Source organism: Lachnoclostridium sp. An196, assembly GCF_002160135.1.
Classification (GTDB): Bacteria; Bacillota; Clostridia; order Lachnospirales; family Lachnospiraceae; genus Hominiventricola; species Hominiventricola avistercoris.
Genome location: NZ_NFJZ01000001.1, coordinates 398,903 through 423,411, shown reverse-complemented (window position 1 = coordinate 423,411; position 24,509 = coordinate 398,903). Strand labels below are relative to the sequence as shown.

The window sequence follows — 24,509 nt, the reverse complement described above, 5'->3', positions numbered from 1 at the left end:
TCCTGTTATTAATATGGCACAGTTCCCTGCTTTTGTCAAGAGCGGACTAGGTCTTTGACTTTTGATTTATCAGAACATTCTTTCCCCAGTGAACATCGGAAAGTATCTGTGATTTTAGTTCATCCAGGGACCCGAACTTCTGTTCCGGACGCCGGAATTCCAGAAATTCCACTTTCAAAAAGCGGCCGTACAGGTTTCCGCTGTAATCGAAAAGATAGGTCTCCACGCCTTTTCTTGTCTCGCCGCCCACTGTGGGCTTATATCCCACGTTGGTGATGCCGCAGTATTCTCCCTCATCCAGAACGGTTCTGGTCAGGTACACCCCGTTGGGGGGGAGCAGTTTCTCCGGCGCAGGCAGAAGATTTGTAGTCGGAAGTCCCAGCGTCCTGCCGATCTGGCGGCCATGCAGCACCTCTCCGCTGACAAAATACGGGTATCCCAGCAGTTCATTTGCCAGAGGAATATTTCCTTCATGCAGAGCCTCCCGGATATAGCTGCTGCTGATATCCTGACCGTGACTCTGTTCTTTCGGAATAATTTCGGTCAGAAATCCGTATTCTTCTCCCAGGCTGACCAGCATCTTGCTGTCCCCCCGCCTCTGATATCCGAATCCGCAGTCTCTGCCTACAGCCACGTAGGCCGCCTTCATCTGGCGCACCAGTATTTCCTCCACGAAATCTTCCGGTTCCATATGGGAGATCTCCGGGACAAACGGACATTCCAGAAGGCGGTCAATGCCCGCCTCCTCCAGCATCCTGCGGCGTTCTTCGTTGGTCAGGATATTTTTCCCTGACAACCCGGAGAGAAGTCTGGTGGGATTTTTTTCGAAAGTAAATATCACAGTCTGAAGCCCTTTCTTTTTCTGCTCCAGCAGCCGTCCGATCAGCTTCTGATGCCCGCGGTGCAGCCCGTCAAATTTTCCGATACTGACCGCAGAAGGTCCCTCTGTATAAAATTCAGTCTTTCCTGTTTGATAAATCATGGCGTCTCCCGCTTTTCATAAAACATTTTCACCGGACAATACAGATGTTTTTCCTGCCGGTATTCATACAGACCAATGAATGTCCCCGCCTGATCGTAGACACGGACCTGTCCTTCCGCACCGGCTCCCTTTTCCAGATCTGAAGCGGCGAAGGCGTTCCCATTGTATCCCAGACGTTCTGATTCTCTGCGCAGCACCGTCTCCGGGCAGGATGCAAACACCTGGTCAACAGGCAGGATGATCTCATCCAGTCTTCCTTCGTCTCTCAGCTCTTCCACCTGTTCCAGACGGCAGCTGTCCTTCAGGAGGAACCGGCCTGCTTTTGTCCTCAACAGGCTTTCCATGCAGCCGTGGCATCCCAGCTTTTCTCCGATATCATGGCACAAGGTACGGATATAGGTCCCCTTCGAGCAGGACACTTCCATCCGCACTCTGGGCAGACAGACCTCCAGAATACGGATCTCATAAATCTCCACGCGCCGTGGTTTCCGCTCCACTTCTTTGCCTTCCCTCGCCAGATCGCAGAGTTTTTTCCCCCCTACTTTCAGCGCCGAGTACATGGGAGGCACCTGATCGTATGTTCCCGTAAATCCGGAGATGGCGTTACGCACCTGTTCTTCGGTCACCTGCACCTCGGACTGTTCAAGCACCGTCCCCGTTACGTCCTGCGTATCGGTAGACTGCCCGAGAAGAAGCACCGCTTCATATGTCTTGTCATGATCAGTGAGCAGTTCGCAGAGCTTCGTCCCTTTTCCCAGACATACAGGAAGAACTCCCTCCGCATCCGGATCGAGAGTTCCTGTATGTCCTATCTTTTTCTGTTTTAAAATTCCCCGCAGCTTCGCTACCACATCATGGGAAGTGAAACCGCGCTCTTTATAAATATTGATAATTCCGTTTTTCACTCTGTCTCCTGCTCCGTCAGCTGACGTTCGATATGCAGTGTCAGGTTATTGACAATATCATGAAAAGTTCCCTGCATGGTTACTCCGGCCGCTCGCACATGGCCGCCTCCGCCGAAATATGACGCGATCTCGCTTACGTCCACCAATTCCTTGGATCTGAGAGAGACCTTGTACTCATGATTGCCGGTCTCGTAGAGATAGATCGCCACCTCCACACCTTCTGTCAGTTTGAGCTGGCTGACGATCCCTTCCAGATCCGCCGGTCCCACTCCGAAGAATTCCATATCTCTCTTCCTGGTTGCGCTGACAATGCACCTTCCGTCCAGAAGCAGCATGCTCTCCAGCAGCGCTCTTCCCAGAACCTGATTCTGAAGATAGGTCTTTTTGTAGAAAGTCTCCTCCAGAATTCTGGAATAAGGGATCCCTTTTTCCATCAGAACTGCCGCTGCGCGCATGGTATCCGGCGACGTGCAGCTGTACTGGAATACGCCGGTGTCGTGGGCGATTCCCATATAGATGGCAGTCGCCGCAGCCCGGGATATCTGTTCCGGCTCCATCATGTGAAAAAGCACTTCACAGGTAGAGCTGGCATCCGGAACGATTACGTTCTCATCCGCGAATCCCTTATTGCTGATATGATGATCGACGCAGACTGTTTTTTTTGCGTTTTCAAAATACGGAAGCGCATCGCCCAGACGCTTCAGATCCGCAGCATCCAGCGATATAAACAGATCGTACTTCCGATCCTGTCCGTCCGGACGCCTGATCATCTCAAACCCCTCCAGAATGGAAAATTTCCGGTCGGGCTGTTCCAGCCAGATATCCGCGCGGATCTGAGGGAAATTGTCTTTGATATAATTCCAGAGTCCCACACAGGCCCCTACGCTGTCTCCGTCCGGACGGATGTGCCCGGCAAGCCCCACAGTCTGTACGTTCTGCAATATCATTTCCAGCCGCATCATTTTTCATTATCCTCCATATCCATATCCCTGGTCACTTCATCGATCAGTTTGGACATACTGACTCCATAGGCAATAGACTGATCCATAATAAACGTGATCTCAGGTGTGTTGCGCAGGTTCAGTTCATGGGCCAGCTGGCGGCGGATATATCCCTCCGCGCTTCTTAAGCCCCTCAGTGTATCTTCACGTGCCTTCTCATCTCCCAGCACGCTGACATAGACCTTGCAGGTCTTCAGATCCGGAGCCACTTCCACCGCCACCACCGAGGTCATGGGGTGGATCCGCGGATCCTTGATCTCTCCCCGGATGATTCCGGCGAGCACCTTTTGTACCTCGCCGTTAATCCGGGTATTTTTTATGCTGTTTTTTCTCATTCTATCTTGGCACCTCTACCATTATATAAGCTTCGACAATATCCAGTTCCTGGATGTCATTGAATTTTTCAAATACCAGTCCGCATTCGAAGCCCGCTTTTACTTCTTTTACATCATCCTTGAAACGTTTCAGGGAAGCAAGCTCACCTTCGTAAATCTGTTTTCCTTCTCTGCTGATCCGGATCTTGCATCCTCTCTGGAACACACCGTCCAGGACATAGGAACCGGCGATATTGCCCACGCCGGAAGCCTTGAAGATCTGACGGATCTCGGCATGGCCGATCACCTTCTCCTCATATATCGGATCCAGCATACCCTTCATCGCGCGCTCCACATCGGCGATCGCGTCATAAATGACGCGGTACAGATGAATATCCACTTTCTCGCGCTCTGCCGTATCTTTCGCCGCAGCGTCCGGTTTTACATTGAAGCCGATGATCACCGCGCCTGACGCGCTGGCCAGAGTCACGTCGGACTCATTGATCGCTCCGACCGCTCCATGGATACATTTTACCACGACCTCTTCATTGGAGAGTTTCAGCAGAGACTGTTTCATCGCTTCCACGGAACCTGCCACATCCGCTTTGATGATCAGGTTCAGCTCTTTCAGGCTGCCGGTCTGGATCTGGGAATACAGATCGTCCAGGGACATCTTCATCTTGGTATCCTCCAGCATCTTCTCGCGGCTCGTCTTAATGAAGGTCTCTGCAAAATGTCTGGCCTCTTTATCTGTCTCCGGAGACACGAAGATCTCTCCTGCCATAGGCACATCGGAAAGTCCGAGGATCTCCACCGGAGTAGAAGGCCCTGCTTCTTTCACACGGCGTCCTTTATCGTCCATCATAGCGCGGACTTTTCCGTAAGACGCTCCTGCCGCGATGAAATCGCCCACATGCAGCGTGCCCTTCTGTACCAGAACCGTTGCCACCGGACCTTTTCCTTTATCCAGCTCTGCCTCCACGACAAGTCCTCTGGCCTGACGCTTCGGATTTGCTTTCAATTCCAGAACATCAGCGGTCAGGAGCACCATCTCCAGCAGGTCTCCGATGCCTTCGCCGGTCTTCGCGGATACCGGAACGCAGATCGTGCTTCCGCCCCAGTCTTCCGCCACCAACCCGTACTCTGTCAGCTCCTGCTTCACGCGGTCCACGCTGGCTCCCGGCTTGTCGATCTTATTGATCGCCACAATAATCTCCACTTCTGCCGCTTTCGCGTGGTTGATAGCCTCTACCGTCTGCGGTTTGACGCCATCGTCCGCAGCGACTACCAGGATAGCGATATCCGTGGAATTAGCGCCGCGCATACGCATAGCCGTAAACGCCTCGTGTCCCGGCGTATCCAGGAAGGTAATCTGTCTTCCGCTCACAGACACTGTATAAGCGCCGATATGCTGAGTGATGCCGCCCGCCTCCCGGTCTGTCACATTGGTATGGCGGATTTTATCCAGCAGAGAGGTCTTTCCATGGTCTACATGACCCATGACGCAAACCACCGGCGGCCGCGGCTTCAAAGACTCTTCCGGATCCTCATGATCCTCCAGCATCTTGCCGATCACATCTTCTTTTTCTTCCGGCTCCGGATCGAAGTTATATTCCAGCGCGATCTCACCTGCCGCTTCGAAATCCAGCTCGGAATTCACAGTCAGCATCTTCCCTTCCAGGAACAGTTTTTTGATAATAACCGACGGCTGGATCTTCATACGCTCTGCCAGGTCCGAGATACTGATGGTCTCCGGAAGCGGCAGCTTCTTCGGCTCGGTGTTTTCTTTTTTGGGCTGAGGCTTCGCTTCCGGTTTGATAAAGCGCCCCGGGCGGTTCTTCAGCTTGCTGATATCCTCGTCTTTGTACTGTTTTTCCTGCTTCTGATGATTCCGGTTATCATACCTTCTGTTTTCCGGTTTGGTCTCCACCGGGGTATCAAAAGCTTTATTCATCTGGCGGCCCAGATTGTTTCTTCCTCCCTGTCCGCCGCGTCCGCCCTGCGGACGTTCAGAACGGTTGCTCCGGTCTCCCTGCGGACGCTCGGAACGGTTGTTCCGATCCCCCTGCGGACGGCCATACCCGCCCCGGTCTCCCTGCGGACGTTCAGAGCGGTTATAATTTCCGCGGTCCCCCTGCGAACGGCCGGGACGGCTGTTCCGGTCTCCCTGCGGACGTTCAGAACGGTTGTTCCGATCTCCCTGCGGACGCTCCGGACGATTGTTTCTCTCTCCCTGCGGACGCTCGCCGGCGGCTGGTCTTGCCGGACGGCTTCCCTGTCTGTTTTCATTTTTCGGCTCTGATTTTTCTTCCGGAGCCTTTTTGATCTCCGCCTCTGCCTTCACCGCGGCTTCTTTTTTGGGCGGCTGCGGGCGGTTCTGTTTCACCGGAACTCTTCTCTCAGGGCTCTTCTTATCCCTGCTGTTTTCCGGATTATGCACCACGATAAATTTCTTTTTCTTGGGCGCGGGCTTCGATTCCTGAGAGCCTTCAGCTGCCGGCGAGGGCTTTGCCTCTTTCTCAGCCTTTTTCCCACCCAGTTCTGCGCGGAGCATTTCCGCCTGCTTATCATCCAATGTTGCCATATGTGTCTTCACCTCAATATTTTTCTCTGCCAGTACGGCCATAACTTCTTTACTCGTTTTATTCAGTTCCTTCGCGAGTTCATACACGCGGATATTATTCGCCATACTTACTACCTCCGATACTAGGTTCCTGCTCCAGCTGGCCGGCTGCCGCCCTGGCCAGTCCTTCGTCCTCAATCGCTGCCAGAATGCGGAATTCTTTTCCCAAAGTCTTCCCCAGCTCGTCGCTGCTTCCAAAAATATACAGCGGTACTTTATAGTAAGTACATAAATCCCGAAACGCCTTTTTTGTGTTCTCAGAAGCGTCCTGCGACACGATCACCAGTTTCGCTCGCCTGCGGCGCACTGACCGTTCCACGCAGAAACTTCCGCTCACTGCCTTACCTGCCCTGGCGGCAAGCCCGAGATAGCCCCATACCTTACGGTTCTGCAAACTGCTCCATCTCCTTCGCCAGTTTCTCATACACTTCTTCCGGAACCGCCGTCTTCAGCGACCGCTCCAGTCCTTTGGACTTCATCGCCTTTTCCAGGCAGTCCGGATTCTTACAGAGGTAAGCGCCCCGGCCATTTTTCCTGCCTGTAGCATCCAGTACGATGTCTCCTTCTGTTGTCCTTAAGACGCGTATCATCTCTTTTTTGCTTTTCATCTCACTGCATCCGATGCACTGACGCATCGGGATCTTTCTTGCTGCGCTCAATCTATCACTCCTGCTCTTTATGACTCTTCCGGAACTGTCTCGCCGTCCTCGTACTCTCCCTCGTATTCTATCTCATACTCTTCATCGTCATCATAGAACCCTTCATAGAATCCTTCAATGGCGTTTGCCTGACTCTCGCTCTTGATGTCGATCTTAAATCCGGTCAGCCTTGCAGCCAGTCTCGCGTTCTGTCCCTCTTTGCCGATTGCCAGGGAAAGCTGGTAATCCGGCACAACCACTTTCGCGGTCTTTTCTTCCGGATCTGCCAGTACCACGACTACCTTCGCCGGGCTCAGCGCATTCTCGATCAACAGGGCCGGATTCTCATTCCAGTTAATAATATCGATCTTCTCGCCCCTCAGCTCGTTGACAATGGAGTTCACCCTGGCGCCGTTCAGACCTACACACGCGCCCACCGGATCCACATCCGGATCGTTGGACCAGACGGCGATCTTGGTACGGGATCCTGCCTCTCTGGCAATGCTCTTAATCTCTACGATACCGTCGCGGACCTCCGTCACCTCAGACTCGAACAGCCTTTTCACCAGTTCCGGATGCGTTCTGGATACCAGAATCCTCGGACCTTTCGGCGTATCCTTCACTTCCAGAATGTATACCTTAATACGCTCTGTCGGCTTATACACCTCGCCTTTTACCATCTCGTTCTCATTCAGGATCGCGTCCACCTTACCCAGATTTACACTTACATTCTTCCCGATATAACGCTGCACCACTCCGGTGACCACGTCTTTCTCTTTTGCATAATACTGATTAAACAATACCTTGCGTTCTTCTTCACGGATCTTCTGAAGGATCACATTTCTTGCGTTCTGAGTCGTGATCCTGCCGAATTCCTTAGACTTGATCTCTTCCCTGACAATATCACCGATCTCGTATTTACTGTCCAGAAGCTTCGCATCCGCCAGACTGATCTCTGTTACATCATTCTCGACCTGCTCCACCACGGTTTTCTCCACATATACATGAAAATCATAGGTTTCGCGGTCTATTTCCACGCGGAAATTATCCGTGTCTTTTCCAAAATGGCCTTTGCATGCGGTAATCAGCGAATTCTCAATGGCTTCCAGCATGACGTCCTTGCTGATATCTTTCTCTTTCTCCAGCGTCTCCAGAGCCATCTTTAATTCCGTGTTCATTTTCTGTCTTTTCCTCCTTAAAAATCAAATGCCAGACGGATCAGGGCGATATTATCCCTGTCTATGTCCAGAACAGCTTCATCCTCAAATTCCAGAGTCACAGTTTCTTTGTTCCAGGCTTTTAAAATACCTGTAAATTCTTTCTGTCGGTCAATTGCCCGGTACAGCCGCACTTCCACGGACTCTCCCAGACTTCTTTCAAAATCCCGGTCTTTTTTCAGCGGTCTTCCCAGCCCCGGAGAACTGACTTCCAGGATATAAGTTTCCTCGATAAAATCCTTTTCATCCAGCAGATCCGACAGAGCTCTGCTGACCAGTTCACAGTCATCGATCGTGATTCCGCCGGGCTTATCAATATAAGCGCGCAGGAACCAGGTCCCGGCTTCTTTTACAAACTCCACGTCCACCAGTTCAAACCGGTGCTCCTCAAGAAGCGGCGCAAGAAGCGCTTCCGTTTTCTGTTCGTAAGTCTCTCTCTTCGTCAATTGCGATCCTCCTTTATACTCCTTCTTATGTAAAAGGACTGTAAAAACCCGCTTACATAAGAAGGAGTGGACTTTTGTCCACCCCTTTCTTCAGTCTACATATCATGCTTTTTTCAGTATAGCACAACTTGCGGCAAATGCAAGCATAAAATCAAAGGTTTTTTAAAAAAACAGCGCCGCCACTGCCACATCATACTCCGGAAGACCATCGGCCGCCCACAAAAGCGGGAGTCCGAAAACTTCTTCCAGAATCTTTCCGAAATCCAGGCCAAAACCTGTAATGGAATACCGTCTCAGTTCCGGATGTCTGCAGGGTTTTCCTTCTTCCCTGGTGCAATGCTCACAGAGAATACAGCGCCCCGCTCCCAGAGTCCTGCTTCCCGGAATCCTTTTCTCCAGCTCCAGAAGCTTCATCAACAGTTTCCGTTTGGCTGATTCATACACTTCTTCACGGATCTGATCCGCGTATTCCGGATTATCCTTCGCTTTTCCACGTACCTCCTGTGAATAATTCACTTTCAGCGCCACCAGACAAAGGCTTTGATACTTTTCCAGATAGCTGTAAGCATGAGGAAGTCCGGGCGGGCAGGACCAGCGTTTCCCATAATAAGGGCAAAGCCTGCAGTCCTCTTCTGAACCGTCCCTGCGGATATAGCGATCCAGGAAATCATCTTTATCCAGATACCTGGACAGGATCTCTGTCTGTCCTGTTCCTGCATCCACTTTTGTCATCCGCGTCACCTCTTCTATCAGAAATAAGTATAATTCTTCGGCTTCCGGCTCCATCCGAGAGCATTCTGAATGTCCTGTTCATAGCTTCTGTCGCTGCATGTCATCCTTCCGGTCCAGAGAAACGCACTCAGCGGAATCGCTCCCATAACAAAAGAGGAAAGATCCGCAATATTTGTCCGCAGAACCACATCTGCCCGGGGACCGTCTGTCAGTTTCACGCTGTTGTTTTTTACATGAAGATACAGACTTCCGCTGTTTTCCTCCACAAAATTGTCGTCCACCTGCAGTTCCAGCGTAAACTCCCGTTCGGCCGGCCGCTCGCAGTGGCTCTGCTGACGGAAATATTCTTTTACATCGAAGATCCGGAACATATAACCCATGTTCTTCCTTCCCACTTCCTGAATCGCGCCGTCAAAAGCACGATTTTCTCCGCTGTCCGGATTGGTGAACAGCATGTGGAAATTATCTTCATGGGTGTAGATTCTGACGCGGTCGATCTGATCTATCTGTGACGCAAAGAATGTCAGAAACTGTTTCATCGTTTCCATATCCTCGCACACAATCTCGCGGACCGCCAGATCATGGTACATATCCGTATAATGATCCACTTCCACAAATTCAAAGGTCAGATAGCCGGTGATCCTGCCGTTTCTGCGGCACACCACCACATAAGGCATATCGAAGATCCTGTGTCTGTCCATATACGGATGTATAGTGGCTCCATGCGTTTTCCGTGCATAGTTTCGATAAAACTCCAGGATTTCTTCCTCATCTCCCGGTCTGGCATAAGCCAGACCGGATTTGTCTCCGTAAGAGCGGATATACTGAGGTTTTGGAGAATACATTACTGACTCATTGCAGTATCCGAATCCCATTTTTCCGTAAAACGCCGGATTAAAAGGGTGCAGCGCCCCTACCGGAGTACCGGTTTTCGCAAAGACGCCGATGCCCACACGGATCATATTTCTGGCGATGTGTTCCTTCTTATGAAGGAAACTGGTAGACACATAGGCAGTGCCTCCCATTTTCATCAGCTTTCCCCGCACATTCATCTGAAAATCCATCAGGAGCGTGGAACCGATCAGCGTCCCGTCATCGTCGAAGCAGCCCAGGTAACGTCCTTCATCAGGCTTTACCAGTTCGCTTCCCATGTTATTTAAGAGAGACTCGGGTGTCTTGGAGGGAAAAGCCGTCTGTATATTTCTTGCCAGCTGCGCTTCCTCCTCCGGTCTTACAAAACGAATCTCCATATCTCCTGCACCTTCTCTCTCTGATTATTTGCCTCTATCCTACTGCCAGTCTGCCGGATATACAAAATACGCGTATCTCGTCTTGGACGGAGTCTGGAAATGGATATGGGAGTTTTTGGGAATATAGATAATATCTCCCGGATTTCCGGTCAGCACCCGGCCGTCAATCTCAATTTCCAATACGCCGTCAATAACCATGTCGTACTCGTCGTAGGTCAGCGTCCACTCGAAGCTGGTATGATCCAGTTCCATAATGCCGCACCCCATACGCGGAGCTTCTTCCAGCGTCACCACATCCTTCAGCGTCACGCCCTCCTGTTTGAACGGCTCGCACTTTACAGTGCTTGTCTGAATCTTGATAATACCGCTGGGATCTTTTTCTTTTACAAAATCTTCCTTGGGGGAATCCGCTTTCGCGGACTCCTCCAGGATCCGCTTAACTACCTCGCGGATCAATTCTTCGCTAACGTTCATATCTTATCCTTTCTTTCAAGGGCAGCTCTATGTCCGTCTGATTATCAGTCTTCTTTTGCCTGCGCCTTAAGGCTCTCGTCCACCTTCTCAAGCAGTTTGCCGGACAGGGCGTTGGCTACGATAAATGCGGTAACGCCTGCAACCAGTTTGCCGATGATCATCGGAAGGATCATATCCTGGTTCACGCCTGCGGTGAATCCCAGGTGATCGCCGAATACAAATGCCGCGCTGACTGCGAACGCCACGTTGAGCAGTTTTCCTTTCGGATTCATATCGCCCATGATGTTGAACATGGCAATGTTGTTCGCCAGAGTTGCCACAAGACCTGCAGAACTCTGTTCGTTCATGCCGAACTTCTTGCCCAGAGCTTCCAGGGCGCCGCCGAAGGTACGGGTAATCCACTCAACCATCGGGAATGCTCCGATCAACACGATGGAGATGATACCGCATGTCAGAAGACCATTTTCCAGAGGAACTACGCCGTCCGCGTCTGCTTCTACCATGATGTTGAGCAGCGGGAACTTAATGCCTGTCTGATACTCAAATACTGCAATAGCGGTAAAGATGGTGATAACAATTGTAACGCCCGAACCAAATTTGCTGAATCCGTTGATCATCTTAAGCGGCGCTACCCACAGACCTACAACGATCAGGGCCGCGATGATGATAACCGGGATCAGGTTCTGGATGATGGTAACGACATCCAGCTTGTAAGGAGTCAGATTCATGACCAGACCGCCGACGATACAGCCGATCGGAATGGTGATCATACCTGCGAAGATACCTGCGCCAAGATACGGTCTGTCTTCTTTCTTAATAATAGAAAGCGCAACCGGGATCGTGAACACCAGGGTCGGCCCCATCATGGTTCCCAGGATCAGACCTGAGAAGTTACCGATAGCTTCGTTCCCTGCCATCTGCATTGCCAGCGGATAACCACCCATATCGCATGCCAGCAGCGTGGTGGCAAACATGGATGCGTCTGCGCCGAACAGGCTGTAGATCGGCACGATAATCGGCTGCAGAATAATTGCCAATACCGGAGCCGCCGCCACAACGCCGGCCATAGATGCCGCCAGCGGGCCCATCGCATTGAAACCTTCGTCAAATTTTTCGCCATATCCCAGTTTATTTCCGCGGATCTTGTCGATGGCTCCTACCAGCATAAAGATCATCATAATCAAAATGATCACAGAGTTGATGGAGATGTTGCTGATCCATTCTGAGATACTGTCCGTAAATACACTCACGTTCGTAATGTTGTCAATTAATTCCTGAAACATACTTTCCTCCTCTCGCCGCCCGTCCGGACGGCCCATTGTTGTCTTTGAAGTGTGTCTCTATTCCCTACAGCAGAGACTTGAAGACCTGCGGCGACGGCCTTGGAATCACCGTGCTCGCCACGTACAGATCTTTGTCCTGTTTTGCCGCCGCTACCGCAGCCCGGACCGCACCCACATCTCCCGTCAGGGTCACGAATCCTTTTCCGCCGACCGCATATCCCATACGCACCTCGATCAGCGTAATATTTGCTGCTTTGGCCGCTTCGTCCGCCGCCAGTATGGCAGAAGCCATGGAGTAAAATTCTATCACTCCCACTGCTCCCGGGTTTTCCACCGAAACGGTTCCGGTAAGCGCCGGAATCAGCTGCTCATGCACATTGGAGATTCTGAGAGAATCCACTACATATTCCCCGCCTCTGGCAAGGCCTTCCTGCATAGCCGCCTTTACGTCTCCGGTATCACCTCCCACAATCACCACATATTTTCCGGGGCAGACTGTGGATGAGCGTAACAAGTCTACCTGAGCAGCTTTTACCATGTAATCACTGGTCTCTATTCCTTTTGCAATGCTGGACAATTCAACCATGCCAATCGCTTTGCTCATCGTTTATTCCTCCTCTCCACAGATTCTGATCCCTTTGTCCGTGACCTCGGTCACAACGCCGCTCATTCCTGTATGGATGTTCACAGACAGCCCTTCGGCCGCTGCGGCTACCAGCGCGCCCTTCTCTACATGGTCTCCCGCCTTCACCGACGGCAAAGCAGGTTTCCCGATGTGCTGGGACAGCGGTATCATACATTCTTTTACCTTCACCTCTGTAAACTGAGGCAGGTCGTGCGTCACGTACCGGGAAAGGTCCAGTCTGGCGATCAGTCTCTCGGTGGGAATCTTCCGATACTCGACCGCTTCTCTGGCTACCGGATGCATATTGCGCGCCGGATTGATTCCTCTCTCCTTCAGGAGCTTCTTGGCGTATTCGTTCATTTTTCTCGGCGACAGCCCCATAGGACAGGCAAACATCTCGCAGACGCCGCAGCTGCAGCAGTTGACCGCGCTGCCAAACGCCTTTTCAAACTCCTCGTTGGAGCTGATGCTCTTCTCTCTCCACAGGTTTCTCATCACCATATTGGGCCGCACTTCATGCCCGATCATAAAACGCGGACACATATCGGTGCACATTCTGCACTGGATGCAGGCCGTCGCTGCCCGGTGGATCATCTGCTCTTCCGTCAGTTCCGATCTCTTTACCAGATAGTGATCTGCAGGCAGTACCAGCAGATTACCTGTGGTCTTCGTAACTACTGCCTGCCGGATCGCCTCTTTATCCTTCAGCATGCGTCCCATCATGGGCCCGCCTACAATCACCGCATAATCGGGCTCTGTGATCTCCGTTTCCTTCAGAATCTCCGTAATCGGAGTCCCCAGCGGCACATGGAACATCCGGGTCTGTTTTACAGCTCCCGTCACAGACAGGAACTTTTCCGACACCGGTTTTCCTTCCAGGGCATCTGCGATGGCAAGAACCGTTCCCACGTTGTCCACAACGCACCCCACATCCAGCGGCAGTCCCCGTTCCGGCACTACCCGGCCCGTCACCTGCTGAACCAGGGTCTGCTCATCGCCTGCCGGATAAAACGTCCGAAGACCGAACAGTTCCACCGGCGCTCCGCTTTTATCGATCGCCCCCTGCAGAGCTTCCATCTCGCGCCGGTATTTCGCCTTCAGCGCGATCACCGCGTGGGAAGCTCCCAGATGTCCTGCAATCGTCTTCACCGTCTCCACGATCCGGTCCGGATAGGTACGGCAAAGATACTTGTCTGTTTCAATCAGCGGCTCACACTCTGCCGCGTTAACCAGGAACCACTCCGCTTTCGCGTTCAGTTTTACGTGAGTGGGAAATCCCGCTCCTCCGGCTCCTACCACGCCCGCCGCTTTTACTGCTTCTACAAAATCCATAGCATCACCGCTTTCCGTTTATCAGGCTTTCGTCTATTTCCTGGTCGTCCACGATGCCTACGATCGTCGCGTCCACCGGAATCTCTCTGCTGCCGGCGGCGCTCCTTGCGGAGCTGCCGCCTACATAGATCACTTTCTCTCCGGTACCGGCTCCGATGATATCTGCCGCCACAATGGGCGTATCTACCGGGCTGTCGTCCAGCAGGCTGATCGGCTGTACCACCAGCAGTTTCAGACCAGACAGATTATCTGCTTTTCTCGTTGCCCAGATATTTCCGATGACTCTTCCTGTTTTCATAGGTTATGCCCCTTTCCTGAAGAGGTACCCCTGCGCAGAACGGCAATCCGGTGCTTCGAGGCATATTCCCTCGCCAGGTCTGTCAGAATCGCCTTTTCACCTACGGTTACTTTCCGAACCCTGTTATTTCCCAGGTCTATCATATCCTTCTCCGTGATAACCCTCTTGTCCAGCACCGCCTCTTTCACACAGCTTTCGTCCTTTTTCGGGACTTCACAGTCTTTGGACGGCCCTTCCGGCTCCACGCCTTCCTCCGGTTCTCCGTGAAGGATCAGGTCGGGGATCTGCGACTGGGACGCTATGGTTACTCCGCTGTTTTTCAGCATCTCCAGACTGGCTTCCAGGCATCCGTAGTACGCCTTCGGCGCAGTATCTTTATAACGGTACAGTTCGATCTCTTCTTCCACCAGATAAATTTTCTTTCCGGCTAAAATCGACTGTCCGAACAAACGGGTATAACCGCTGTCAAAGATTCCGTACGCGATCTTTCCCAGCGACTCGTTGCTCATGCCGTATGCGACCACCGCTTCATAATCCGCGGGCGAACACTGGTACTCTTTCAAAAGCGCGCATTCCGTCCGATAACATTCCGCCAGTTTCTCATCTTCCAGCATCTCATGGCAGGCTGTGCCATGGTCCGGAGTCAGGATTAAGATAGCCGGTTTCGTGTCTTCCGTCCTGTTTTCCAGTGCCTGAATTTTCTGCTGCACTCTGCGGCAGATCTCGTCAATCAAAGCATCCATATCCACGTCAGTTCCCTCCTTCCTCTTTATTTAATTCTGTCTCAGCTGATCCTGCAGTTCATCGCAATACCCGTGGGGGTCACAAGGAACGGATTCGCCGGTTTGATCGTCCGGATCCCCGTCTCCTTCTGTATGATCTGCTCGATCCCTGTCAGACAGCAGGTACCGCCGCACAGATAAATGGTATCCACATCGCCGGGCCTGATATAGCGATTGATGATGGATGCAATTTTTTCCACCGTCGCCTTTACCACCGGCAGAATCTCTTTATGGCGGCTGTAATCCTGCTTGATTGCTTCTGCTTCTGCGAATGATATATGGTAGTTTCCTGCCAGTACCAGCGTCAGATGGGTTCCTCCTGTGGGTTCGTCTTCGATCTCTACTACCTTTCCGCCTCTCAGAAGCGCCAGACCGGTCGTTCCTCCTCCGATATCCACAATCACGCCGTCTTCTATCTGATAGACCGCGTTGGCAGAGGAAGGTTCATCCAATATGGCGGTCACTTCAAATCCTGCGCCTTCCGCCACATACTGATGGGTCTTAACGCTGCCTTCCGTTCCTGCCGGCATGGCGATCGCACAGTTTACCAGCTCCTGTCCGATTCTTGTCTCCAGTTTTTCCTTCAGTTCTCTGACGATCCTGAGCGCCCCTGTATAATCGACCACCACACCGTCTCTCAACACACTGGCCGCCTGCTTCTCGCAGGCTACCGGATGATTTTCCTCATCCAGCACCACAAGTACGATATAGGCAGTTCCCAGATCCACCCCGACCTTCAGCTTTCCGGTAAATGGAAAGGTCTTCGTCTCTGACTCCTCCACAAGTTTCATAAATTCTTCCACACGTCTGATATCCATCCGCTGTCTGCTCCTTAAGCTACTATTATTCTTTTCCGTGGGGTATAATCTTCCCCAGAGTAAATCCACTGACGGATGCCGCGTTGGCCTCATCAAAATCTATGTGCATTCGGAAAGTAAACGCATCGCTGACCCGAATGATCACATCTTCAAAAGTGACCGGCCGCTCGCTCAAGATCTTCACACTCACATGTTCTTTGTCTTTCAGATCCAGCATACGCGCCACGTCTGTGGGTACATGGATATGATTGTGGGCCACTATCGTGCCCTGAGTGATGGAAATGCTCCCGGCCGGTCCCTCAATGGTGATCGGTCCTGAGCCTTCCACGTCACCAGATTCCCGAAGCGGCGCTTTCACTCCCAGAGACACGCAGTCGCTGACGGACAGCTCCACCTGCGTCGCGCTGCGGACCGGTCCCAGAACAGCCACGCGCTCCTTCTTTCCCTTCGGTCCGATCAGAGTCACCCGTTCCTCGCTGAGATATTGTCCTTTTTGGGAAAGCGGCCTCTTTTCATGCAGAACCGCTCCCTTCCCAAACAGGACTTCCACATCCTGATCTGTCAGATGAACATGTCTTGCCGATACTTCCACCTGCACCAGTCCGGCTTTCGTCATCGTATCCATCACTTGTTCTATCAGCTGTTCCATAGTTCCTCCCATGCCCGTTCCTTCGGTCAGTCTTTTTTATATTCCCCTGCCAGATACTTGCACATAACGATGTGCATGGCACTGGACATCCGGTTCAGCTCTTCGATGATGTCTTCCCTGGTATAGGTTTTCCCCTCATGGAAAGCCGCAGCTGCCGCCACTTCTGTCTCGCGGACCGCCGCACGCAGCTGATTCAGGAGGGCATATGCTCTTCCCAGCGTATAATCCGGGAGCACCATCTGTTTTACATTGTAATATTTCATTGGATTATGGGAATGTTCTCTGAGTTCTTTATGGCTCAGTCCGATGAGAAACTCTCTGCGGAACGGCTCTTCCAGCACGTCGCAGCGCATCATCTCTCTTAAGCTTCCCACAATATCCTGCAGATCTTCGATCAGTTTCTCCGATTCTCCCATCTCCAGAAGGATCGACTGATTCAGAACAAACAGGGCCTCCAGGCTGTCCAGCTTGCCGCGGAACAGGATCCTTTTATGATCCTTCGCCACCAGCGTGTTGCCGTACAGATGCGTCATATGCTCCGGTTTTTCGTAATAATACGCTCCGGTCTCATAATCCACATATTTAGGCTTCTTCTCTTTTTCCACCTGTACTTCAGGCATAGGCGGAACTTCCGTCGCAACCACTTTGGTCTGCTGTTCCCCGCCTGACTCTTCCCTGGAAGTGTCTTCCTGTTTTCTGGGACCCGGACGGCCTTTTCCGTCATCGATCCGTATCTTGCACTGCTGGAGATATTCTCTTGCCGCCGGAGAAAGGATCTTCCCTTCCGGCACTTTGTAGCATTCCGGAGTGGACGCCCGCAGCTCGCTGCGCAGTATCGCTTCTGTGATTACCTTCATATCCGGTAAGCCACCTCCTTATGTCGCCGTGAGAGTCCGTGCTGCCGCCGGGAATCCCGGCGGAAACACTTTTTTCTTACGGATCTTATTTGTCAAGAGAAGGCAGAATGGATTCCACTTCCTCGTGCGGTCTCGGGATTACATGGATAGATACCAGCTCTCCCACTCTCTCTGCTGCCGCTGCTCCCGCATCCGTAGCTGCTTTCACTGCTCCCACGTCGCCTCTTACCATAACGGTCACCAGGCCGCCGCCTACATGTACTTTTCCGATCAGCGTCACATTCGCTGCCTTTACCATTGCATCCGCCGCTTCGATGGATGCAACCAATCCTTTGGTTTCAATCATTCCAAGGGCCTGCTGTGCTGCCATAATCTATTCCTCCTTGATCTGTGCTTATAATTATTTGCCGAGGGACGGAAGGATCGCTTCTACTTCCTCGTGCGGTCTCGGGATTACATGGATAGATACCAGCTCTCCCACTCTCTCTGCTGCCGCTGCTCCCGCGTCCGTAGCCGCCTTTACTGCTCCCACGTCGCCTCTTACCATAACGGTCACCAGGCCGCCGCCTACATGCTCTTTTCCGATCAGCGTCACATTCGCTGCTTTTACCATTGCATCCGCCGCTTCGATGGATGCAACCAATCCTTTGGTTTCAATCATTCCAAGGGCCTGCTGTGCTGCCATAATCTATTCCTCCTTAAATCAGCTGTTCTGAAGTCTTTTAATGATCTCACGGACTACTTCGTCAATATTGATGTCGTCATATTTTCTCTGTGCCCGGCATACTCCGTCAGAGCAATCCGGAAGCGCAGCCTTGATGTCTTCCAGTTCTGATACTCCTTCCGCCACATAGCGCATATTCAGAAGCTGCATCGGTCCCACATTCTCAGAAGTCGCGCTTCCGCCCACTGCGCCGCAGCCCAGGGTCAGAGCCGGCTGAAGTTTTGTGGTGCCTCCGATGCCGCCCAGCGCGCTGGGGGTATTCACGATAATCCTGGATGCCGGAACTCTCTTCGCAAAGTAGTCTACCATCTTCTCGTCCTTGGTGTGCATGGAGAAAGTGTGTCCGGCTCCTTCATAATGAAGGATCTCCTTACACAGCTCGCAAACTTCCACATAGGACGGAGCCGTATAAAATGCCAGGATCGGCGCGAGTTTCTCGTTGGAATATGGATGGCCTCTGCCGATGCCCGTCTCCTGCGCCACCAGGATCTTGGTTCCCGCCGGAATCTCGATGCCGGCCAGATCCGCGATCACCTGCGCGCTCTTGCCTACGATCATAGGATTCATGGTACCATTCGCTCTGAGGATGAATTTCCCCAGCTTGGCGATCTGCTCCGGACTCAGGAAATATGCTCCCTGACGCTCCATCTCTTTCTGAACGGCTTCCTTCATGTCGTCGTCGCATACCACGGACTGCTCGGAAGCGCAGATCGTACCATTATCAAAGGTCTTGGAATCTACAATCCTCTTTACCGCCAGCGGAATATCCGCCGTCTTTTCAATATAAGCGGGTCCGTTTCCGGGACCTACGCCGATAGCCGGAGTTCCTGATGAATATGCCGCGCGTACCATCGCGGAACCACCGGTTGCCAGGATCATCGCCACATCCGGGTGTTTCATCAGATTGTCGGTAGCCTGAATCGTCGGAATCGTGATGCAGGACACCAGATCCTCGTTTCCTCCCACCTCGGCAATCGCCTGACGTACTACCTTCACCGTCTCCAGAATACAGTTCCTTGCATTCGGATGCGGGGAAAATACAATGGCATTTCCTGCCTTGATGGCGATTTCCGCCTTGTAAAGCACGGTGGACGTAGGATTTGTGGACGGAATCAGACCTGCGATCACGCCTACAGGGACCGCGATTTTGCGGATCTTATTCACATCGTCCCTTTCTACCTCTCCGACCGTCTTCATATCTTTAATATGTTCGTATACGCCCTCGCTGGCGAATACATTTTTAATTACTTTGTCAGACTCTACGCCAAACCCGGTTTCTTCGTGGGCCAGCTTCGCCAGACGTCCTGCGTTTCTCACTCCTGCTTCCGCAATAGACTGAACGATACGGTCCACTTCTTTCTGGCTTTTCGTACTCAGCTCTTCCTGAGCAGCTTTCGCCTTCTCTACCAGCTCGCGTACTTCCTGGACTGACAAAAGATCCTTATCATATAACTGCATGCCCTACCTCTCCTGTCCAGTAAATATTGTGATTGCATGAATCAGCTCCTGCTTTTTGGCAAAGCGGATTTCCTGCGGCGTCATATTGGTGATTTTCAGTTTTCTGGCAAGCGTCCTTAAGCTCACCACCGTCATCTTTTCCAACTGGTCCACTGTGGGAATCTCCGGCTCTTCATGCTCTTCTGGATGCGGCTCTTCCGGTTCCTTGTCACCGGTCTCTTCGATTACCGGAACTTCCGGTTCTGCTTCGCTGACAGAAGACTCTTCCGCCGGTCCTTCCGGCTCTTTGTCCGGTTCGGGACCCGGTCCTTCAGGCGGCTGCTTCGGCCCGTCCGCACGCTTTGCCAGCATATTCCAGACATCCTGCGCCGGTCTGGGGATCACGTGAACGCTTACCACGGTGCCCACACGTTCCGCCGCTGCGGCGGAGGCGTCTATAGCTGCTTTGACTGCACCCACATCGCCTTCCACCATCACGGTAACCAGTCCGCCTTTTACCTTTGTCACATCTACCAGAGATACATTTGCCGCTTTCAGTGCACTGTCCAGAGCTTCAACTGCTGCAAGGTAGCCATAAGTTTCTATCATTCCCAATGCATTCATGCACAATCCTCCGCTCTGCGAGTCTGGATATTATTCTTCTTTCGGGTTATCTGCAACAAATTCTACTGCAGCCGCAAACGCATCGCATGCAGCCTTGCATGCAGACTGGCTTCCGGTGAGCAGCGCGCCGCCGAAGTTGGTCTCCGAAGGCGGAGCGTACAGTACGCACATTTTTACATCTGCTGCTTTCAGGGCCGCATCTACGCCGTACATTGCTTCCAGAGGCGGCGCGATCAGATATGCGAGCGCTTCGCCTTCCTGAATGCCTGCGCCTTCAGACAGGTAAGAACCCGTACGGGAAATGCAGTGCGCATAGTAGATGATGCTGTCGTCTTCGTTTGCGGATATGAAATATGCCTGGTTTTCGATCATATCAACCGCTGCCTCCAGACCGCTTCTGACTTCTGCCGGATTCGGGCCCGCCAGGATGCCGATGATTTCACCGGCCAGCTTGGTGTTTGCATTCGCAGCGCCTGCGTAAAAACTCTTAGCGTATACGACTTTTACGTCTGCTTTCTTCGTCGCCTCATCCAGAGCGGTATAGGTCACATCATCGCTGTCGGCGGTGATCAGTGCCAGAGATTTCATGCTCGGATCAAGATTGAACTCTTTCGCCATATCCGGGCTGACGTTGGGGATGATTTTGGTTGCAAGAACTGATGCTCTCACTGGATCTCGTTTCATGGATATCCTCCTCTTTATCTTTTCTTTTTACGGTTTTACAGTTTCAGGTCTGTTCCGCTGGCCTTGTTGTCAAGAATCTTCTTGATAATATCGGCAATATGAGCGCCTGCTTCAGCCGGAATTGTTCCTGCTTTATGAATATTGGAAACCACGGTTCTGCGCGCCTCCGGCATGCCTACCGTTGCTTTGTAAGCAATATATGCAGACATGGATTCTGCGGTGATCAGACCCGGACGTTCTCCGATCAGCACACAGGTTACGTCTGCTCCGGTAATCTCGGAAATCTGGTCCATAGCGCCTACACGTCCGTATTTCACGAAGAACGGCGTTCCGTAATCAATGCCGTAACTCTTTAAGCCCTGCTCGATAGCCGGAAGCACATCGCCTACGTTTGCAGCGATTGCAGCGGAGCTTAAACCGTCGGAAACATAAATCTGTACCGTCGGGTTCATGCGGCATTTTTCTTTGATCGTTTTCACTGCCTCGTCGCTCAGCTTACGTCCCAGATCCGGTCTGGTCAGATAAGTATCTTTGCTGTCGCACTGAGTCTGCACGGAAAAGAGTCCCATTTTATCGATAAAGTCCTGATCCACATCGGAGAACACCGCATCCTGAGCCGCGGAATGAGCTGCGCGGAACTGCAGGACCGGATCGGTCTTATATCTTGCGCCTGCTTTGCCGATACCCAGACGGCACGGAGCGTACTGTTTCAGGTCGTAATATGCTTCGCCGTTCTCCGGGTTTTCTACCAGATACTGCTTACGGATATCCACTTCGGTTACATCCGGGATGCATCCGTTTTCAATCACCGGTTCATTGCTGCATGCAGCACATCCGGAAGTCTCCGCTTCTTTTGTATCTTCTTTCTGATCCAGGTTCATCTCGGAAAGAACCTGCGCGATAATTGTCCTTAAATCGTTTTCGTTTACCAAGATCCGCTACCTCCTATTTACAAAATACAGATGCATCGCCTGCCAGCGGTGTCAGTTTGCCGTCTTTGGAGAATCCCATTTTTTCCAGCCACTGATCAAATTCTTTGATCGGACGGAGTCCGAATACTTCACGAAGGCTGGCTGCCTCATGATATCCGGTGCACTGATACATCAGCATACAGTCGTCGCCCTGCGGCACGCCCATGATGTAATTGCATCCTGCCGCCACCAGAAGAGTTGCAAGGTTCTCAATATCGTTCTGGTCTGCTTTCATATGATTGGTATAGCATGCGTCGCAGCCCATCGGGATACCTGTCAGTTTGCCCATGAAATGATCCTCAAGACCTGCACGGGTTACCTGCTTGGAATCATACAGGTACTCCGGTCCGATGAATCCTACCACGGTATTTACCAGGAACGGCTGATATCTCTTTGCGAAGCCATAGCATCTTGCTTCCATGGTTACCTGGTCCCATCCGTTGTGAGCGTCGGAAGAAAGCTCCGAACCCTGTCCGGTCTCGAAATACATAACGTTCGGGCCGGTGCTGGTCGCGCGGTGGAGCATCAGGTCGCGTCCTTCATCCAGCATGGATGCGGTAAGACCGAATGCCTCGTTTCCTTTCTGAGATCCCGCGATAGACTGGAACATCAGATCGCACGGAGCGTTCATCTTCTCGATAGCTTCCATCTGGGTCGTAACATGCGCCAGAACGCTGATCTGGGTCGGTACCTCCCATTTATTCTTGAACTCGTCAAAGCTCTTCAGAATTCTTGTAACACTCTCTACAGAGTCGTCTACCGGGTTCAGACCGATTACGGCGTCGCCGCATCCAAGGCTTAATCCTTCCATAACGGAAGCCATGATGCCCTTCGGATCATCCGTGGTATGGTTCGGCTGCAGACGGGACGAGAATGTTCCCTCAAGGCCGATTGTTGTGTTACAATGCGCGGAAATACGAATCTTCTTCGCCGCGTAGATCAGGTCCAGATTGGTCATCAGTTTGCAGACGGCTGCTACCATCTCGCTGGTAAGACCTCTGGAAGCTCTCTTGATCATATCTCCGGTAGTATTGATGTCCAGCATCCACTCTCTGAACTCTGCCACCGTCATATTTTTAATTTCGTTGTAAATAGTCTCATTTACGCCGTCCTGAATAATCCTGGTTACTTCGTCCTCTTCATAAGGAACAGCCGGATTATTTCTCAGGTCTGCCAGCGTGATATGGGAGAGTACTACCTTTGCCGCAACTCTCTCTTCCGCAGTCTCTGCGGCAATGCCTGCCAGCTTGTCGCCGGACTTCTCTTCATTGGCTTTTGCCATTACTTCGCGAAGAGATTTAAATTCATACACTTTGCCGAATAATTTTGTTTTGAGAATCAAATTGTCTCACCTCTCCTTTTCTGTATTCTTTCATTGCCGGATGTCTTTTCTCCGTCATGAATTGAAGATCAGCGTTTTTGTTACCACCGGCACCACATGGCCTTCCGCCACAGGTTCGCCGATATCGATGTAATCGCCGTTGCGGGTATGGATTCCGTCTATACAGATCACATCTTTCTTCCCTTCCAGCAGAACACGAATGGCGTTGCCGAGCACTTTGGCTATATCATTTTCAATAACCAGAATCAACGGATATGGCCCCCGTATGATACTGTCTGCCCCCTCTGTCACCAGGCGCGCCAGCTCCTGGACCTGAGAGAACGAAGTATGGTATCTGCCTGAAAATGCAATGGCAATCTGTTCTGTATCGCCCTGCGACTCGTAAAGGGAAATCCCCCTGCGGATCGCCGCCTTCATTTCCTCTCCATCGGACTCTTCCTCCTCGGTTAGTTTCATGACCGGAATGTTTTTGATGGGAAGCTTATCTCTCGAATAACTGATTGTGCTTCCGCTAACATCTGTGGTGTGCGTTCCGGCTCCCACCACGGTAGCCCGGATTGTTTCCGCCGCCGGATAGATTTTCACTTTCCGGAATGCGCTGCAGCGGTTGACCGCTCTAGCCAGCAGTACACCGATATCTCCATACCGGAACACATCCCCTTCTTCGTGAAGCATGCACTCCGCCACGCCTCCGGAGAATGTTACCGCCTGGATTTTTGGCTCTCTCGCCAGAGGTCTGCCTTGATTGGTGTACAGTCTGCTGTGAAATTCATCAGGTTCCTCGATATACAGAGCCATCGCCAGCTGCTGCGCCATATATTCGCAGACACGGTACAGAACATTCTCGTCCGCCCGGTCTCCGACCCTGATCCGGATCTGATGCCTGTCGGCCAGTTCCTGGATCGACGGGAAAATATAGCTGATCTTTCCGTCTTCCACCTTGATCAGTCTGCCGCCGATATCCAAACAGCAGGTGCCTTTCAGGTTTCCTTTCTGGAAAAACGCAATGTTGCTGGTGCCTCCTCCGATATCCAGGTTGGCTACCACCTCCCTTTTCTCTTCTGAGATTTTGTCTGTCCCGGCTCCTTTCGCCGAGAGCACGGACTCCAGATCCGGTCCGGCAGTCGCCACCACAAAATCTCCGGCCATATCGCTTAAGCTTTCCAAAACCGTGTTGGCGTTCTGTTTCCTGGCCGTCTCACCTGTGATAATGACTGCTCCCGTCTGGAGATCCTCCGGCCTCATATCTGCTTTTCGGTATTCGTCCCTGATAATGTCTTTCACCTGCGCCGCATCGATCTCCGTCTGGGATTTCAGAGGAGTAAAATGGATGCCGCTCCGGTAGATGACTTCTTTGTTTACAATGCTTATGCGGGGTACCGTGTAATTGCTTGCCAGATTCTCTATGGTCAGCCTGCTGAAAATCAGCTGGGTCGTGGATGTCCCGATATCAATCCCCACGCTTAAAATCGTTTCCTGCAAAGGCTATCACTTCCTTCCC

The 24,509-nt window shown here is 52.0% G+C and carries 28 protein-coding genes; all 28 read right to left on the bottom strand.

Annotation, left to right across the window (positions count from 1 at the left end; all coding sequences use genetic code 11):
- Positions 1-46 precede the first annotated feature (46 nt).
- The 28 genes from B5F29_RS01920 to eutA all read right to left on the bottom strand — a co-directional run bounded on the left by B5F29_RS01920 (position 47) and on the right by eutA (position 24,490).
- Entirely contained in the window at positions 47-982 is a 936-nt protein-coding gene (locus B5F29_RS01920; protein ID WP_087152980.1) for a bifunctional riboflavin kinase/FAD synthetase, read from the bottom strand.
- A complete protein-coding gene (gene truB / locus B5F29_RS01915) occupies positions 979-1,887 on the bottom strand; it encodes a tRNA pseudouridine(55) synthase TruB (RefSeq protein ID WP_087152979.1) in 909 nt (302 codons plus the stop codon). The genes B5F29_RS01920 and truB overlap by 4 nt, the downstream gene beginning before the upstream one ends.
- A complete protein-coding gene (locus tag B5F29_RS01910) occupies positions 1,884-2,849 on the bottom strand; it encodes a DHH family phosphoesterase (protein ID WP_087152978.1) in 966 nt (321 codons plus the stop codon). Before B5F29_RS01910 ends, truB begins: the two co-directional genes overlap by 4 nt.
- Positions 2,846-3,223: a 30S ribosome-binding factor RbfA gene (gene rbfA / locus B5F29_RS01905; RefSeq protein ID WP_087152977.1), complete on the bottom strand. Its 378-nt coding sequence runs from the start codon at positions 3,221-3,223 to the stop codon at positions 2,846-2,848. The genes B5F29_RS01910 and rbfA overlap by 4 nt, the downstream gene beginning before the upstream one ends.
- A 1-nt stretch (position 3,224) precedes the next feature.
- Positions 3,225-5,891, bottom strand: coding sequence for a translation initiation factor IF-2 (infB, locus tag B5F29_RS01900; protein WP_087152976.1), 2,667 nt, complete (start codon positions 5,889-5,891; stop codon positions 3,225-3,227).
- Positions 5,881-6,219 carry a L7Ae/L30e/S12e/Gadd45 family ribosomal protein gene (locus B5F29_RS01895; RefSeq protein ID WP_242955551.1) on the bottom strand — a complete coding sequence of 113 codons (339 nt, stop codon included), beginning with the start codon at positions 6,217-6,219 and terminating at the stop codon, positions 5,881-5,883. Before B5F29_RS01895 ends, infB begins: the two co-directional genes overlap by 11 nt.
- A complete protein-coding gene (gene rnpM / locus B5F29_RS01890) occupies positions 6,206-6,460 on the bottom strand; it encodes an RNase P modulator RnpM (RefSeq protein ID WP_087153066.1) in 255 nt (84 codons plus the stop codon). The genes B5F29_RS01895 and rnpM overlap by 14 nt, the downstream gene beginning before the upstream one ends.
- A 41-nt stretch (positions 6,461-6,501) precedes the next feature.
- Entirely contained in the window at positions 6,502-7,641 is a 1,140-nt protein-coding gene (nusA, locus tag B5F29_RS01885) for a transcription termination factor NusA (protein WP_087152974.1), read from the bottom strand.
- 17 nt (positions 7,642-7,658) lie between these two features.
- Positions 7,659-8,126 carry a ribosome maturation factor RimP gene (rimP, locus tag B5F29_RS01880; RefSeq protein ID WP_087152973.1) on the bottom strand — a complete coding sequence of 156 codons (468 nt, stop codon included), beginning with the start codon at positions 8,124-8,126 and terminating at the stop codon, positions 7,659-7,661.
- A 162-nt stretch (positions 8,127-8,288) separates the two neighbouring features.
- On the bottom strand, positions 8,289-8,858 hold the full coding sequence (locus tag B5F29_RS01875) for a DUF2284 domain-containing protein (RefSeq protein WP_162608337.1): 570 nt from the start codon (positions 8,856-8,858) through the stop codon (positions 8,289-8,291).
- A gap of 17 nt (positions 8,859-8,875) precedes the next feature.
- The gene (locus tag B5F29_RS01870; protein WP_087152971.1) at positions 8,876-10,108 is read right to left on the bottom strand and encodes a GNAT family N-acetyltransferase; all 1,233 of its coding nucleotides are present in this window, start codon (positions 10,106-10,108) and stop codon (positions 8,876-8,878) included.
- A 39-nt stretch (positions 10,109-10,147) separates the two neighbouring features.
- Complete coding sequence (locus tag B5F29_RS01865; protein WP_087152970.1) at positions 10,148-10,582, bottom strand: cupin domain-containing protein; 435 nt, start codon at positions 10,580-10,582, stop codon at positions 10,148-10,150.
- A gap of 44 nt (positions 10,583-10,626) precedes the next feature.
- A complete protein-coding gene (locus B5F29_RS01860; protein ID WP_087152969.1) occupies positions 10,627-11,865 on the bottom strand; it encodes an ethanolamine utilization protein EutH in 1,239 nt (412 codons plus the stop codon).
- A gap of 64 nt (positions 11,866-11,929) precedes the next feature.
- Positions 11,930-12,469: a BMC domain-containing protein gene (locus B5F29_RS01855; RefSeq protein ID WP_087152968.1), complete on the bottom strand. Its 540-nt coding sequence runs from the start codon at positions 12,467-12,469 to the stop codon at positions 11,930-11,932.
- Between the two features lie 3 nt (positions 12,470-12,472).
- Positions 12,473-13,822 (bottom strand): 4Fe-4S dicluster domain-containing protein, encoded by a 1,350-nt coding sequence (locus B5F29_RS01850; RefSeq protein WP_087152967.1) that lies wholly within the window; start codon positions 13,820-13,822, stop codon positions 12,473-12,475.
- Positions 13,823-13,826: 4 nt separating this feature from the next.
- The gene (locus tag B5F29_RS01845; RefSeq protein ID WP_087152966.1) at positions 13,827-14,120 is read right to left on the bottom strand and encodes a EutN/CcmL family microcompartment protein; all 294 of its coding nucleotides are present in this window, start codon (positions 14,118-14,120) and stop codon (positions 13,827-13,829) included.
- Positions 14,117-14,863, bottom strand: coding sequence for a hypothetical protein (locus tag B5F29_RS01840; RefSeq protein WP_143449104.1), 747 nt, complete (start codon positions 14,861-14,863; stop codon positions 14,117-14,119). The genes B5F29_RS01845 and B5F29_RS01840 overlap by 4 nt, the downstream gene beginning before the upstream one ends.
- Before the next feature lie 41 nt (positions 14,864-14,904).
- Positions 14,905-15,720 carry an ethanolamine utilization protein EutJ gene (gene eutJ / locus B5F29_RS01835; RefSeq protein ID WP_087152964.1) on the bottom strand — a complete coding sequence of 272 codons (816 nt, stop codon included), beginning with the start codon at positions 15,718-15,720 and terminating at the stop codon, positions 14,905-14,907.
- Positions 15,721-15,745: 25 nt separating this feature from the next.
- On the bottom strand, positions 15,746-16,369 hold the full coding sequence (locus B5F29_RS01830) for a PduL/EutD family phosphate acyltransferase (protein ID WP_087152963.1): 624 nt from the start codon (positions 16,367-16,369) through the stop codon (positions 15,746-15,748).
- 26 nt (positions 16,370-16,395) lie between these two features.
- The gene (locus B5F29_RS01825; protein ID WP_087152962.1) at positions 16,396-17,226 is read right to left on the bottom strand and encodes an ATP-binding protein; all 831 of its coding nucleotides are present in this window, start codon (positions 17,224-17,226) and stop codon (positions 16,396-16,398) included.
- 85 nt (positions 17,227-17,311) lie between these two features.
- Positions 17,312-17,596 (bottom strand): ethanolamine utilization microcompartment protein EutM, encoded by a 285-nt coding sequence (eutM, locus tag B5F29_RS01820; RefSeq protein WP_087152961.1) that lies wholly within the window; start codon positions 17,594-17,596, stop codon positions 17,312-17,314.
- Positions 17,597-17,626: 30 nt separating this feature from the next.
- Entirely contained in the window at positions 17,627-17,911 is a 285-nt protein-coding gene (gene eutM, locus B5F29_RS01815) for an ethanolamine utilization microcompartment protein EutM (protein ID WP_087152960.1), read from the bottom strand.
- Between the two features lie 18 nt (positions 17,912-17,929).
- Positions 17,930-19,408 (bottom strand): acetaldehyde dehydrogenase (acetylating), encoded by a 1,479-nt coding sequence (locus B5F29_RS01810; RefSeq protein WP_087152959.1) that lies wholly within the window; start codon positions 19,406-19,408, stop codon positions 17,930-17,932.
- Positions 19,409-19,411: 3 nt separating this feature from the next.
- Positions 19,412-20,011 (bottom strand): BMC domain-containing protein, encoded by a 600-nt coding sequence (locus B5F29_RS16950; protein ID WP_087152958.1) that lies wholly within the window; start codon positions 20,009-20,011, stop codon positions 19,412-19,414.
- Between the two features lie 30 nt (positions 20,012-20,041).
- Positions 20,042-20,695 carry an ethanolamine utilization microcompartment protein EutL gene (gene eutL, locus B5F29_RS01800; protein WP_087152957.1) on the bottom strand — a complete coding sequence of 218 codons (654 nt, stop codon included), beginning with the start codon at positions 20,693-20,695 and terminating at the stop codon, positions 20,042-20,044.
- Between the two features lie 35 nt (positions 20,696-20,730).
- Complete coding sequence (gene eutC, locus B5F29_RS01795) at positions 20,731-21,627, bottom strand: ethanolamine ammonia-lyase subunit EutC (protein WP_330397507.1); 897 nt, start codon at positions 21,625-21,627, stop codon at positions 20,731-20,733.
- A gap of 13 nt (positions 21,628-21,640) precedes the next feature.
- Complete coding sequence (locus B5F29_RS01790; RefSeq protein ID WP_087152956.1) at positions 21,641-23,008, bottom strand: ethanolamine ammonia-lyase subunit EutB; 1,368 nt, start codon at positions 23,006-23,008, stop codon at positions 21,641-21,643.
- Positions 23,009-23,062: 54 nt separating this feature from the next.
- Positions 23,063-24,490 carry an ethanolamine ammonia-lyase reactivating factor EutA gene (gene eutA / locus B5F29_RS01785; RefSeq protein WP_087152955.1) on the bottom strand — a complete coding sequence of 476 codons (1,428 nt, stop codon included), beginning with the start codon at positions 24,488-24,490 and terminating at the stop codon, positions 23,063-23,065.
- Positions 24,491-24,509 lie beyond the last annotated feature (19 nt).